Source organism: Nostoc sp. (assembly GCF_036919895.1).
Lineage (GTDB): Bacteria > Cyanobacteriota > Cyanobacteriia > Cyanobacteriales > Nostocaceae > Nostoc.
Genome location: NZ_JBALBW010000013.1, coordinates 16,704 through 32,306, shown reverse-complemented (window position 1 = coordinate 32,306; position 15,603 = coordinate 16,704). Strand labels below are relative to the sequence as shown.

Here is a 15,603-nt window from a genome sequence, read left to right as displayed (position 1 = left end):
GTCATTGGTGATTTGTCATTTTTCATTTGTGAATGACATCTGCCAATTGACTAAATATGAATGGCTACATCCACTTGTAAGTTAGTTAAACGAGCGACCTTTTTACTATCTGCGGGATTATCGATGGAGATTTTCACTTCAACTATTCTGCGGTCTGTATCTGAACCGGGGTTGAGGCTGAAGATGTTTTGCTTGTCAACTTGCCAACCAATCTCTTTGACAGTTCCTTTTATTGTTCCGGTAAATGCAGTGCTGGTAATTGTGGCTTTTTGTCCTACACGCACTTTTTGAACATCGGTTTGATACACCTCTGCAATTACATACATTTGAGATATTTTACCTATCTCAGCAAACCCTTTGCTGGTGCTGATTACTTCTCCGGTTTTAGCGTGAATTTTTAATATTTTGCCGTCTATGGGAGATTTGATGTAACTTAAATCTAAGTCGGCTTTTGCTTGTTGAACAGATGTTGTTGCACTGTTGACTTCGGTTTGTGCGACTTGAACATCTACACTACGCACTTCGCTAATACTGGTGAGTTGCGCTTGCGCTTGTTTGCGTTGTTCTTGGTATGTATCTTGAGTGCGCTTGAGGGTGGCTTGAGCTTCTGTTAGCTGCTGTTGTGTAGTCTTTAGTTGCAAAGCTTTGGTATCTGCTACAGAAGCCGCGATCGCACCTTGTCTATATAATTGCTGATAGCGATTATTCTCAGATTGAGCGTTGTCTACTTCCGCCTGGATGCGGTCGATTGTCGCCTGTTGGGTAGCAACGTCCCCTTTATATTGTGGCTCTAAACGGGCGATCGCAGCCTTTTGAGCATCGACATCTCCGGTTTTAGCTCCAGATTTCACCTGCGCTAATTTAGCTTTAGCAACTTGCAGTTGGTCTAAAGCTTGTTGCAAAGCTGTTCTAGAACGACCATAATTTTCTAGATACGCCAGTAATTGCCCTGCTTTAACCGTATCGCCTTCTTTCACCAACAATCTATCTACTCGCACCCCATTATTGGAAGCGGGAGCAGTCAAAGAAGTAACTTCACCTTCTGGTTCTAAACGTCCCAAGGCGGTTACAGCAAGTTTCACAGGAGTAGCAGCTTTTGGAGGATTCGCTGCTGGTGTCACAACTTTCGGTTTAGACCAAAATGGTACCAAACTATAAAAAGCTATTAATCCGGCCGCTAAAGTCAGAGACGCTGCTAAAATTACTTGCGATCGCCCTACGGGTTTTGTGAATAATCGGCTTTCTTTATTTACTGCCATATTTTCATTCCAATTCTGTTTTCTAGGGGATAGCCTGGTTATATTTAATCGATTAGATATAGACTCATCCACAAATTACCAAGAGGGCTTTTCCTCTAGGGTTTCTACCTTAATAAACTGGATGAATCTAAATTGCTTTTATATGAATTGTTGTAAGCTTTTACCACCAAAATTCACTATTTTAATGTGAAAAATAATAGTGGTGTTACTTCAAAGCTTCCTAAGTTATATCCTAATTTGATATCTAATCCAGTAGCGTAAAATACAATAGCCCTAACCAGAAAACTTAACTCTCAAGAACAATGAAGCGCTAATAAAAATGAAATCAAAACTTGGGTAAACTTGTCATTAACTATCGCGTAAAAATTCAATTTTGTCAACTAGTTTGATTTTGATAAGTCTTGATTCTCTCACTAAAATTTTCTTATTACAGTAAGATTAGAGACTGAATAAATTTATTTGTTACTAACTATATTCTGTTGTTTTTATTACTTCCTTTTTAAAAAGATTGAAAACCTCGATTTTTAAGGTTTTTTGGGTAAAGTATGACGCTTTGTCTTTTGACACATACTAATAAAGTTGTTTAGCATCCTAAAATTCCTCTAGTTTTAATTTAGGTTGTATGACTAACGGACAGAATAAGCAAAAGAAATTAAAGCTGCTATCCATCGGTATCGCACCGCATGATGCTTTATTGTCCATTGGTGTCTCTCCTCATGGATTAATTTCGATTGGTGCTATTCCCCACGGATTAATTTCCATTGGATTAGTACCAATGGGTGTGGTTTCTATTGGATTTGTTTCAATGGGGTTGTTCAGTGCCGGAGCAGTTGCAATGGGACTGATCGGCTTTGGGAAAGTTAATATGAGCTTGATGCAACTCAATCCAACACAGATGGAGCAGATGCAACCTGGAACACAGATGAATCCTCATCAGCAGATGTCTCACTGAAGAGGCAGGGGTGCAGAGGGGCAGGGGGCAGGGGGAGTAAGAAAAAATATAATCTGAATAAATTGGATAATTTATTTTCTGGAAGTCCCTAATGCGATCGCGATTATGTTTATCACGCAACATACTAAAAATTAACATTTGCTTTATAAATAACCACTTTGCTTTTTAACTTGACTTATATTGAAAAATAACCCAAAACTTTGACTCAATTATGATGTTTCTCTGAAAAAGCATACTTATGGTTATTTAATTTATCTATGTATTCATAGAATTGTTACTTAGCAGACAACAGATTTGCATTGTTAACTTAATGCAGCACAATTTTATGGTTAATGCGTAGATAACAAAATATCTGACACATTTATAAAGTAATAAGTTATACCTTTCTGTTGAATTTTATTCAAATCAACAGCAGCGATCGTGGATGTTGATTTATAAAATAACTTTAAAGGAATGATTTAGTTTCTGTAAAGTATGTTAGTGTTTTTATTAATTCAATGCTTTAAAGTGGTTAAACAAACTAGTTATTTAAGTGAAATTTTAAATTAAAAATAACTAAAGATAACTGCTTTCCCATCACCATCTGCTCGTTTAATTACTTTTTCAACTTGCATAAATTCGGATTGAAGGTGGTGTCTTTTGTGTAACGAACTTGTCAACTTTGCTAGTTCAAATAGCATAAAATACATTATCCCGAACGTTGAAATTGGCTATGAAATCGATCGAGATACAGAATGTTGTCATTAACAACAGCTATGCGCCTGTGGTTAGCCTAGATAATAAAATGGTTTCGGGTGAAAAAAACATTTCTGTTCTCTTAGCTACTCCTCAGTTTTCATCACTCCAGTAGGATACCATTACTCAAAATCTTTACCATTAGAAATGGATTAAATTCACTGGTCAAGCAGCTATTACACTCCAAGACTATTTTACCAGTTTTAACAACGTCTTTGACCTATTGCCACAATTTAAAGAGTCTAGCGTTGGATAACATTTTTGTGCGATGTCTACGACGGGCTACGCCTACGCAGTGTGCCAAAGCCGCGTGGAAACATCAGGCTTGACCTGGCAGAATTTGTAATTCGTAATTCGTAATTCGTAATTACTTTTCCGTGATAACTGCTTACAGAACCAGAGTTTTGATTATTAGTAGGCAACAGAAATTACTGTAGCTACACAATTCACAGTACTCACTATGCCCTATGTCTGCTTATTCAATTGATACTGCCTTAGCGGAGTTAGAGAGCCTTGTCAACAATTGTGAACAGGCTGTGATTAAGTCTATCGAGGGAAAAAAAATGAAGCCAGATAAATCAGTGTCAACCAACAGAATTAACAGACAATTACAACACAATCCGATCGCCATCGTTGGGATGGCTTCTCTATTGCCTCAAGCTAGAAACTTGCGGGAATATTGGCAAAATATAGTAAATAAAATTGACTGTATTACTGATGTTCCTTCCACACATTGGAGTGTCGAAGATTATTACGATCCGAATCCCAGAACTACTGAAGATAAAACCTATTGTAAAAGAGGTGGTTTTCTTCCAGAGGTAGATTTTAATCCGATGGAATTCGGCATCCCACCCAGCATTTTAGAAGTCACAGATGTATCGCAACTATTAAGTTTAGTGGTTGCGAAAGAAGCGATGGAAGATGCAGGTTATGGTGAAAAACGTGAGTTTAGCCGCGAGACTGTTGGGGTAATCTTAGGCGTGGCGATGGCCAAGCAATTAGGAATGCCACTTTCTGCCAGATTGGAATATCCGATTTGGGAAAAAGTTCTCAAAAGTAGTGGTTTATCTGACGAAGATACGAAAAAAATCGTCGATAAAATCAAAAGCGCTTATGTGAAATGGGATGAGAACGCTTTCCCTGGAATGTTAGCAAATGTAGTCGCGGGTAGAATTGCCAATCGCCTGAATTTTGGCGGAATGAATTGCGTAGTTGATGCCGCTTGCGCTAGTTCCTTTGGTGCTTTAAAAATGGCAATCAGTGAGCTAGTTGAGCATCGTTCTGACATGATGCTGACTGGTGGTGTTGATACCGATAACACCATCATGGCTTACATCTCATTCAGCAAAACACCGGCTGTTTCTCCTAGTGAAAATGTCAAACCTTTCGATGCTAAATCTGATGGGATGATGCTAGGTGAAGGTATTGGGATGATTGTCCTGAAGCGGTTAGAAGATGCTGAACGGGACAACGATAAAATATATGCCGTAATTAAAGGTATTGGTACTTCCAGCGATGGACGTTATAAGAGCATTTATGCTCCTCGCAAAGAAGGCCAAGTTAAAGCCTTAGAACGTGCTTATGAAGATGCCGGCTTCTCTCCCGCTACTGTTGGTTTGATGGAAGCACATGGTACCGGTACAATGGCTGGAGATCCGACAGAATTCGGTTCTTTAAAAGACTTCTTTGATGTGCATGATTCTAAAAAGCAGCACATCGCTTTGGGTAGTGTGAAATCACAAATCGGACACACAAAAGCGGCTGCGGGTGCGGCGAGTTTGATTAAAACTGCTTTGGCTTTACATCACAAAGTATTGCCGCCCACCATTAATATCACCGAACCAAACCCCAAACTCAATATTAAAAATTCGGCCTTTTATTTGAATACCGAAACCAGACCTTGGATTCGGGCTGAAGGGGAAGCGCCAAGACGTGCAGGTGTAAGTTCTTTCGGATTTGGTGGAACTAACTATCACGTCGTTCTGGAAGAATATGAAGCCGACCAAAACGCCGCCTATCGCTTACACAGTCCTGCTAGTGAAGTGCTGTTGTTTGCTCCTACGGTAGACCAATTGTTGAGCAAATCTGAAGAGATTTTGGGTAAGTTGCGCTCGCCTGAAGCACCCAGACACTACTCACAATTAGTCAATGAGTGCAAATCACCACAGATTCCCCTGTCTGCTGCCAGATTTGGGTTTGTAGCTGAGAATCTGGAAGAAGCTTGCAAGTTACTGCAAACTAGCATTGAATGGCTGAAACATAAAGGAACAGCAGCATCTTGGGAGCATCCCCAAGGGATTTATTACCGTTCCTCTGGTATGGAGTTGGGTGGAAAAGTTGTCTCTCTATTTTCTGGACAAGGTTCGCAATACCTGGAGATGGGACGCGAACTGGTGATGAATTTCCCGTTGATGCGCCGTCTTCATGGCTATATGGATAGCCTGTTAATCAAAGATAATTTGCAGCCGCTATCAGAGATTGTTTTCCCTCATCCTGTGTTTGGAGAGGCAGAAAAAAATGTCCAAATTGCTGCCTTACAACGCACAGAATACGCTCAACCAGCTATTGGGGTGTTGAGTTCAGGGATGTACAGCATACTGCAACAAGCTGGGTTTAAGTCAGATTTTGTGGCGGGACATAGCTTTGGAGAACTCACAGCTTTGTGGGCTGCGGGGGTTTTGAGTACGGAAGATTACTTGTTCTTAGTGAAAGCTAGGGGTCAAGCAATGGCTGCACCCGAAGACCCGGATCATGATGCGGGTAGTATGTTGGCTGTCAAAGAAGATATTAGCAAAGTGGAAGCAGTGCTGAAGCATTTTCCGCAAGTTGCGATCGCTAATCAAAATTCTCCCACTCAATTTGTCTTGGCTGGGCCTACCGCAGAAATAGCGAGAGTCAGAGAGGCTTTACACGAGAAAGGATATACAGCCGTATTGTTACCTGTATCAGCAGCGTTCCATACACCGCTAATCGCCTTTGCTCAGAAATCATTTGCGATCGCCACCAAGTCTGTCAAATTCCAAAGTCCCAAAATCCCTGTTTACAGCAACGTTACCAGTAAGCAGTATCCCAAAGAAGCCCAAGGTATTCAAAAAATCCTCGAAAGCCACCTTTCTAATTCGGTGCTATTTAAGCAGGAAATTGAAAATATCTATGCGGCGGGTGGTACTTGCTTTGTGGAATTTGGGCCGAGAAGAATTCTCACCAACTTAGTAAAAGATATCCTTGGCGATCGCCCACATATTACTGTATCTCTGAATCCCAGCGCTCAAAAGAATAGCGATCGCTCTTTGCGAGAAGCAGTTGTGCAGTTGCGAGTAATTGGTCTGGCTTTGAATAACCTCGATCCTTACCAACTTCCTCAAACTATTCCCCCAATTGAGACGAAGAAGACATTAAATGTCCGTTTGAACGGCATCAATTATAGATCCGAAAAAACGAAAAATGCCTTCGCTCTAGCTTTGCAGGATGGGCATAAAGTTACATTACCCGCCCCCGAATATTCGGAAACTGCGGCTCCTTTATTTAGCAGCCCAGGTGTGACTCCAACTCTCGCTGCGATCGAGACTAACGGACATAAAAAATCTGCCCCAGTAATGAACGGTGTGACTGCTAATATCATCACCCAGCCAGAGCAACAGATGAATCCTGTTACCCTGTCACAACCAGTCCAGGAATCTAAGATGCAACCAACACCAGAAAAGCTGACAAATTACGAACAACTTTTAGCAAGTTTAGAATATCTCCTGACACAGTTCCAGGAAAATCAATCTGAGAATTTACAAGTTCACGGTACTTATCTCAATCATCAAATGGAATACGCTAAAGCGTTTTTCCAACTGATGCAGCAGCAGAATTCCTTGTTGAGCGAAAGTAAATCAACAGCCGAAACTGCCAAAATGAAGCTAGTTGTCATGGAAAGCTTAGAGCGTAGCATGATGCAGTTTCATTCCCAACAGGGTGAAACTCTACGCATCCATGAGCAATATCTTCAAGAGCAGCTGGAATATACTAAGAGCTTTTTCCAACTCATACAGCAAGAGTATTCTCAAATCATCTCTGGTGAGGGTGTAACTCAATTAACAGAGAAATTAAGCGATGCAGTACGCCATCATTTCACCACCGAAACAACTGTTACTGATGCACCTACCAAGATAGTAGAAAGCCAGCCTTTGGCTGTAACTGAGCCTATCGCTAAAAATGTTACTCAAGAACCTCTCCCGGCTGCTGTAGAGCCTGTAGTTGAAACTTCCTACTCACCACTTCCCACTCCGCACTTCGCCACTGTCTCGACAGTAGAGCCACCTGTCACAGTAGTAGAACCTCAAGCTGAAGTTGTAGTCAAAATTAGCGCACCTCCAGAAGTTGTTGCATTCACTCCAGAACCAGCACCTGTATCTAATGCAACCATCGATATTGTTGACTTAGATAAAAACCTGTTAGCCATCACCAGCGACAAGACCGGCTACCCAGTCGAAATGCTGGAAATGGACATGGACATGGAGGCGGACTTAGGGATTGACTCTATCAAACGGGTGGAAATCTTAGGGGCGCTACAGGAAATGTACCCCAGCCTACCCAAGCCTAATTTAGAAGAACTGTCAGAAAAACGCACCATCGGTCAAGTTGTAGAGTATCTGCAATCCCACGCTTCCAAAAGTGTTTCTGTAGAAATTGCAATTCACGAAGTACCACAAGCAACTGAGATTGCAGTAGAAGTTGCACCAGTAGTTGAGGTAGTCGTTGCACCAGAACCAAGTGTAGTTGTCGCATTCACTCCAGAACCAGAAGCCGCTATTAGTGATGAATTTGCAAACTTAGGTGAAACCCTGTTAGCCATCACCAGCGATAAGACCGGCTATCCAGTGGAGATGCTGGAACTAGAAATGGACATGGAAGCCGACTTAGGGATTGATTCCATCAAACGGGTGGAAATCTTAGGGGCGATGCAAGAAACGTACCCCAACTTACCCAAACCGAATATCGAAGAACTCGGCGATCTCCGCACCATCGGTCAAATAGTTGATTACCTACAGCAGTTGGCTGGAGGTGAAAAAAAAAAGTCTGAACCTGAGTTTGTCCAACAGCAGCCACCGGAATTAGAGCATAATATCCAGCGCCATCTCGTCAAACTCAGAAGCTTACCACAGCCAGATTACTTGGATTTCACGTTACTAGAGGGACACATCGGTTTAATCACCGATGATGGTTCCCTCACCACTTATAAATTAACTGAATCCCTAATCGAGAAAGGCTGGAAAGTAGTAGTTATCAGCTTCCCCCAATCCCTGATCGCCCAACAAGCGCCCTTACCCACAGGAGTAACCCGCGTCACCTTAGCAAACTTGAGTGAAGAACATCTCCAACAACAACTACAAGCGATCGCATCTCATTGCGGCGCGATCGGGGCTTTCATCCATCTCCACCCGATGTTTGTAGGAAATCACACCGGAAGTATTTCTTATAACGAATCAGAAAAGGCGATCGTCAAGCACGTATTTTTGATGGCGAAACACCTGAAACCCTCCCTCAACGAAGCCGCAAAGCATGGACGTAGTTGTTTTTGCACAGTAGCTCACCTCGATGGAGCCTTCGGTTTAGAGTATAAAGTCAACTTCGGTGCGATCGGCGCTGGTTTATTCGGACTAACCAAAACTCTGAGATGGGAATGGCCAAAAGTATTCACCCGTGCGATTGATTTGAGTCCCAGACTTGACGCTAAAAACTCAGTACAAAACATCATCGCCGAACTTCACGACCCCAACCTTTATATAAGTGAAGTTGGCTACGGCTCACAAGGACGAGTCACCATTATCGCCGATTAGTTAATCCCTCCATCTCTTCTCTCTGCGCTCTCTGCGTCTCTGTGGTTCGTTAAAAAAAAACCGCAGAGGCGCAGAGGACACAGAGGAAGAAAAAACCAATTTATGCAGGTATTTACGAGGATTTATGATACAAACAGCCCCATCATCAGTTTTTGTCGTGAGCGGCGGTGCAAAAGGGATTACGGCTGAGTGTACTATCAGATTAGCCCAGCAGCAACCCGGCAAATTCATCCTCCTCGGCCGCTCCGAACTATTAGAAACCGAGCCAGATTATGCTCAAAACTCCGATGACTCCGCATTGAAAAAATGCATCATGGAAAATCTTCTTTCTCAAGGAGAGAAGCCCACACCCATGAATGTGCAAAAAATATATAACAAAATAACCTCCAGCCGCGAAATTAAAAAGACTCTAGCAGCAATTGAAAAAACCGGAGCGAAAGCAGAATATATCAGCGTCGATGTCACAGATACGCCAGCTTTACAAGAAAAACTTGCCACTGCTGTACAACATTTTGGCGCAATTACCGGAATCATCCACGGTGCGGGAAACTTAGCGGATAAGTTAATTGAAAAGAAAACAGAAGAGGATTTTGAAAAAGTTTACACTGCTAAAGTTCAAGGTTTAGAAAACCTGCTAGCTTGCGTCAATCCTAGTCAACTTCGGCATTTAGTTTTGTTTTCTTCCGTAACAGGCTTTTACGGAAATCCCGGACAATCTGATTATGCGATCGCAAATGAAATTCTAAACAAATCAGCCCATATATTTAAGCAACAATATCCCTCATGTCATGTAGTCGCTATCAACTGGGGCGCTTGGGACAGTGGGATGGTGACAGCCGAATTAAAGAAGATTTTTCAAGAGCGAAAAATTGAAATTATTCCCATTGCAGTCGGCGCACAAATGCTCGTGAAAGAAATGGATAATACCAATCATGCAACCGCACAAGTTGTCATTGGTAGCCCACTCGTTCCAATGGCTACAGAATTAGATTCAGAACTACGAACCTATCGTATCCGTCGCCAAATGACATTAGAGGCTAACCCATTTTTACACGATCATACTATTGCTGGTTCTCCAGTTTTACCAGCAACTTGTGCAATGACCTGGATTATCAACGCCTGTGAACAATTATATCCCGGTTATCGGTTGTTTTATTACCAAGACTTCAAAGTTTTGAAAGGGATTACCTTTAATGAAACATTAGCGAAGGAACATATCTTAGAAATAGAAGAAATTTCCAAAGCTAATCTTGAAAGCATCGAACTTAAAGCCAAAATATCGAGTAAAAACCCAGAAGGTAAAACCCATTTTCATTTTAGCGCTCAACTCCATCTTCAGCGTGAAATCCCAGATGCACCTATCTATGAATCTCTCAATCTCGAACCAGATAACATCATCACCGCTACAGGAAAAGATTTTTACCAAAATGGTGGGGCTACATTATTTCACGGCCCCGGTTTTCAGGAAGTTAAGAGAGTTTTAAACATCAGTCCCGAAAAAATCACAACAGAATGTCTTTGGCCAGAACTCACTGCACAGCAACAAGGACAATTCCCTGTCCAATGGGTAAATCCTTATACAACAGACTTGAGTATGCACGCCTTATGGATTTGGACACAACACTTTCATGAGGAAGGTTGTTTACCGGGAAAAGTAGAAAAATTTGAACAGTTTGTAGCGATACCACATAACGAAACATTTTACGTTTCTTGTGAAGTACTAGCTAAGACACCAAGTAGTGCGATCGCTAACTTCATCATACACGATCGCCAAGGTAAAATCTATTCACGAATGCTCGGCGCTCATGCCATTATTTGGTCAATGAAAATGCTCAGAAGCTAATAATCTTCCTTTAGCACTCAACACCTATAGCATTCCTAAAATCCCTGTGAAATTCTTTCTCTTCTTCGCGTCCTTTGCGTCCTTTGCGGTTCGTTAAAAAGAGTATTTATCACAACTAAAATAGGATTGCTATAACTTGCCACTTCAAAGTTTGGGGAACAGCGTAAATCCTGCCTGTCAATTATCTCTTGCTAAATACCCAAACTCGGAGCATATAAATCGTGGAAAAAATAGCCATCATCGCATTATCATGCCTATTTCCCGATGCCAAAAACCCTGAAGAATACTGGCAAAATATTGTTAATCAAAAAGATTCCACATCCTCTGCAACTGTCGAAGAAATCGGAGTAGATCCGACAATCTTTCACAATCCAGTCAAAGGTACACCAGACAAAACCTATTCCCTCAAAGGCGGATACATCCGCAACTTCGAGTTTAATCCATCTGAATACAATCTACCATCAGAATTTGTTGCTGGCTTAGATAACACCTTCAAATGGTCATTGTATGCCGCTAAACAAGCAATCGAACAAAGTGGTTATTGGGGTAATCAAAATGTACTGGCAAAATGCGGCGTAATTTTAGGTAATTTGTCATTCCCGACAAAATTATCTAATCAATTATTCTCTCCAATTTACCAGAAAGCGATCGCACCTGCTGTCAGAGAACTTTTGCAGTATGAAGACTTTGATTTAGCTGTCCCAAGTGCAACTAAAGCGTCTTTATACAATGCAATGATATCTGGTTTACCAGCATCAATCGTTGCTCAAGCCTTCTCCCTTTCCCAGATTAATTTATGTCTGGATGCTGCTTGTTCGTCATCATTTTATGCTATTAAACTAGCATCTCATTACTTATGGTCACACAAAGCTGATGTCATGTTAGCTGGAGCCATCAGTTGTGCAGATTCCTTATTCGTGCGGATGTTATTTTCCGGTGTTCAAGGATATGCAGAAAATGGTATCAGCCGTCCCTTAGATAAATCATCAAGAGGGCTAATTCCTGCCGATGGTGTGGGGATGGTGATGCTGAAAAGATATTCTGATGCCGTTAGAGATGGCGATAATATTCTCGCTACCATCTGCGGTAATGGACTCTCCAATGATGGCAAAGGTAAACATTTACTGAGTCCCAATCCTAAAGGACAAGTCTTAGCTTTTGAACGAGCCTATAATGAGGCAAACTTTAGTCCCAAAAGCATTGATTATTTAGAGTGTCACGCCACCGGCACATTGCTAGGAGATACAACCGAATTCAACTCCATAGAAACATTCTTTGGTCAAAACCAAGCTGCGCCTTTGGTGGGTTCTGCTAAGGCGAATACTGGTCACTTGCTAACTGCTGCTGGCATGGTTGGCTTGACTAAAGTGATTTTGAGTATGTCGCATGGTCTAATTCCACCAACCATGAATGTTTCGGAACCTTTAACTTCAGAAAAAGGTACAATTTCCGCCGATAAAATTGTTAGAACGGCTACAGCATGGCCTAATAATAATACCCCAATTAAACGGGCAGCTATTAGCGCTTTTGGTTTTGGTGGTACTAATTCTCATCTGATTTTAGAACAAGGAAACACAACACAATCAATTGAATCAACTCCACCTGTTCCATCTGCCAAAATTGCGATTGTCGGCATGGATGCCTTTTTTGGTAACTGCAATGGCTTAGATGCTTTTGAACGCAGTATTTATGATGGCACACAACATTTTACTTCCCTACCGCCTCAAAGATGGCATGGGATAGAAAATCAAGAAAGTATCCTGAAAGAATACGGTTTAACAGACGGGAAAGCACCAGTAGGGGCATATATCAAGGATTTTGAAATCGATACTTTATCGTGCAAAATCCCACCGAATGAGATAGAGAAATTAAACCCACAACAATTGTTGCTTCTGAAGGTTAGCGATCGCGCCGTGAAAGATGCGAAACTACAGGAGGGTGGCAATGTGGCTGTGATTGTCGCCGCCGAGACAGAATTCTCTGTGCATCAGCTACAACAAAGATGGAATCTATCTTGGCAAGTTAAGGACGGCTTACTCAACCAAGGAATTTCTCTACCTGCTGAACACCTTTCCCAACTGGAAATCATTGTTAAAGATAGCATTCACCAACCAGTAGAAATCGGCGAATATGTAAGTCACATCGCCAACATCATGGCGAGTCGGATTTCTGCTTTGTGGAACTTCACTGGCCCTGCATTCACCGTCAGCGCTGGCGAAAATTCCGCCCTCAAAGCGTTGGAAGTTGCCCAAATGCTACTCGCTACTGGAGAAGTAGACGCGGTGGTTGTGGGTGCGGTAGATTTAGCCGGCGGTGTGGAAAACGTCTTATTCCGCAGCCAATTTGCCCCAATTAATACGGGTGTAAATACCTTGGGTTACGACCAACAAGCCAATGGTTGGACGGTTGGGGAGGGTGCCGGCGCTGTCGTCCTCAAGCGCTACGAAGAAGCTAAAGAAGATAATGAACGCATCTATGCAGTAATTGATGCCATGAGTTTCGCACAAGGTAATTCTACTTTGAGTGAGGCTCCGGTAAAACCTGATGCTTCAGCTATCAGTGATGTCTGCAAACAAGCTTTCGAGATGGCGGAGATTCAACCCACAGAGGTTAACTATGTGGAAGTCTTCGGTAGCGGCGTTCCCCAAGAGGATGAAGCCGAAATCACAGGTTTACTGCAAGCTTATCCGAAAGTGGGCAACGGTTTGCATTGTGCATTGGGCAGCGTCAAAGCCAATATCGGCCACACCTATACAGCATCGGGAATTGCTAGCTTAATCAAAACCGCTCTCTGTCTTTATTACAGGTATATTCCCGCCACACCCAAATGGTCTGGTGTCAAAACACCGCAAGTATGGGAAGGTAGCCCTTTCTATGTGGCGATGGAATCAAGACCTTGGTTTGTCGATAAAGGCGGCACACGCAGAATAGCAGCAATTAATAGCATGGGTATAGATGGGAGTTACGCCCATTTAATCTTATCGGAGGAACCCAGCCAAGAGGAGCGCGACAACAGATATTTGCAACAAATGCCTTTTCATCTGTTTCCTATCGCAGTTAGCGATCGCTCCACTATCCCCGATCTTCTCAACAATCTCCAAAATACCATAGAAGCGAGTTCTTCTTTATCAGCTACCGCTAGCGAAACATTCGCTACTTTTCAACAGCAATCTGATGCAAAATACGTCTTATCAATCACAGGACGTAACACAAAAGATTTACTCAAAGAAATTGAATCTGCCCGCAAAGGTGTAAATAATGCTTTTGAAAACGGCACAGATTGGCAAACACCACTAGGAAGTTATTTCACCGCGAAACCATTAGGTAAAACTGGGGCAGTTGCTTACGTTTACCCCGCAGCCGTCAATTCTTATATCGGCATTGGTCGCAGTGTCTTCCGCTTATTTCCGAAAGTCTTCGAGGATTTAAAAAGTAACAATCTCTACAACCGGGCTGCCGATGTTGAAAAACTAGTTTATCCCAGAAGCTTACCAAAATTAACAACCAGGCAACTAGAAACTCTCGAAAAACAATTGTTAGATGATTCCCTGGCAATGTTTGAAAGCGAAATCGCCTTTGCTAGGTACATGACGGCAATTTTCCGAGATGATTTTCAAGTCAAGCCGCAATCTGTATTTGGGTATAGCTTGGGTGAAACTAGTATGATGGTTGCCCAAGGAGTTTGGAGTGATTTTGAAGGTGGAAGTAACACCTTAAACTCATCACCTCTATTTGGTGATAAATTATCTGGGCCAAAAAATGCTGTGCGTGAATATTGGGGATTAACCGATTCACCAAACAACAATTTTTGGAATACTTATGTTCTCATGGCGACTCCATCGCAAATTAGAGAATGCCTGAAACAAGAGAATCGCGTCTACTTAACTCAAATAAACACACCAGAAGAAGTGTTAATCGCTGGTGATGATGCCGCCTGCAAGCGAGTGATTGCAACTTTAGGTTGTAATGCCTTCCCCGCGCCCTTCGACCATGTGATACATTGCGAAGCGATGCGATCGCAGTACGAGGAAATCAAGAAGGTAAACACCTTACCATCACAGAATCTCGCTGGTATTGTATTCTATTCTGCCGCCGATTATCAACCGATTGTACTTGAAAGTGATACCATTGCCCACAACATCGCTAAAGGATTGTGCCAAGAACTTGATTTTCCGCAATTAGTTAATCGTGTCTACGGCGATGGAGTCAAAATATTTTTAGAAGCAGGCGCAGGTAATGTCTGTTCGCGATGGATTGATAAAATTCTTGGCAACCAAGAACATATCACAGTCTCTCTAAATCGTCGAGGGATGGATGATCATGCTGCAATGGTCAAAGCATTAGCAAAACTACTCAGCCATCAAGTGAACGTAGATTTATCACCACTGTACAACAAAGCTCAAGGAACCGCCAATCAAAATAAAGCAACATTGAGAACAGTTACCTTGGGTGGAAAAGCAATTGTTGCTACAATTTTGAGCGCCGAAAATCGTAAACTTGTTGAAGATTTCGCGGGGGATCTTAGGAGCGAACGCTTCAAAATACAGCATCCAGATATACCTAATGTCCAACCATCTGAAATCAAAGATTATCTTAACACTTCCAACCAAAAAAACCAAGAAGAAAATTACCTCCCTAACATCTTGCCTCAGCCAGAAGAAGTAAAAGCGAAAAATATCATTGATAACGTTTTTGAACCGAGAGAACAATTACAATCTTCTGAGTCAATCGCAATTAAACAGCCAATTCCTGTTTCATCCCCACCCATCAGAACTAAAAAAATTAGTAGCATCATCAGCATGTTCGATTTAAATAAGACCCAGTATCAAAAGCTCAATGCTAATAATTCAAAGATAACTAAAGCACACACTGCCTTCTTACAAGCTAGACAAGATTATAGCCAGCAAATGAGCGAAATCATTCAATTACAACTAGCTTGCGCCCAAAACTTGCTTAACGAAGAATCCTAATATCTCATACCAATTCTCT

At 42.0% G+C, this 15,603-nt stretch carries 5 protein-coding genes and 1 pseudogene; 5 read left to right on the top strand and 1 reads right to left on the bottom strand.

Features of this window, described 5'->3' with window-relative positions:
• Positions 1-50: 50 nt before the first annotated feature.
• Entirely contained in the window at positions 51-1,259 is a 1,209-nt protein-coding gene (locus V7K55_RS02095; RefSeq protein ID WP_334827694.1) for an ABC exporter membrane fusion protein, read from the bottom strand.
• Between the two features lie 622 nt (positions 1,260-1,881).
• Here V7K55_RS02095 and V7K55_RS02090 point away from each other — a divergent pair.
• From V7K55_RS02090 to V7K55_RS02070, 5 genes and pseudogenes are all read left to right on the top strand, one after another.
• Positions 1,882-2,211, top strand: coding sequence for a hypothetical protein (locus V7K55_RS02090; protein WP_334827692.1), 330 nt, complete (start codon positions 1,882-1,884; stop codon positions 2,209-2,211).
• 712 nt (positions 2,212-2,923) lie between these two features.
• A pseudogene (locus V7K55_RS02085) lies at positions 2,924-3,202 on the top strand (hypothetical protein).
• Positions 3,203-3,413: 211 nt separating this feature from the next.
• Complete coding sequence (locus V7K55_RS02080) at positions 3,414-8,771, top strand: beta-ketoacyl synthase N-terminal-like domain-containing protein (RefSeq protein ID WP_334827690.1); 5,358 nt, start codon at positions 3,414-3,416, stop codon at positions 8,769-8,771.
• A gap of 124 nt (positions 8,772-8,895) precedes the next feature.
• Positions 8,896-10,614, top strand: a complete 1,719-nt coding sequence (locus V7K55_RS02075; protein ID WP_334827688.1) for an SDR family NAD(P)-dependent oxidoreductase — start codon at positions 8,896-8,898, stop codon at positions 10,612-10,614.
• A gap of 221 nt (positions 10,615-10,835) precedes the next feature.
• Positions 10,836-15,584, top strand: coding sequence for a PfaB family protein (locus tag V7K55_RS02070; RefSeq protein ID WP_334827687.1), 4,749 nt, complete (start codon positions 10,836-10,838; stop codon positions 15,582-15,584).
• Positions 15,585-15,603 lie beyond the last annotated feature (19 nt).

Bases quoted from the DNA above. Each gene is read 5' to 3' on its own strand.
- V7K55_RS02095 (WP_334827694.1), bottom strand. From the start codon at position 1,259: ATGGCAGTAAATAAAGAAAGCCGATTATTCACAAAACCCGTAGGGCGA.
- V7K55_RS02080 (WP_334827690.1), top strand. From the start codon at position 3,414: ATGTCTGCTTATTCAATTGATACTGCCTTAGCGGAGTTAGAGAGCCTT.
- V7K55_RS02090 (WP_334827692.1), top strand. From the start codon at position 1,882: ATGACTAACGGACAGAATAAGCAAAAGAAATTAAAGCTGCTATCCATC.
- V7K55_RS02075 (WP_334827688.1), top strand. From the start codon at position 8,896: ATGATACAAACAGCCCCATCATCAGTTTTTGTCGTGAGCGGCGGTGCA.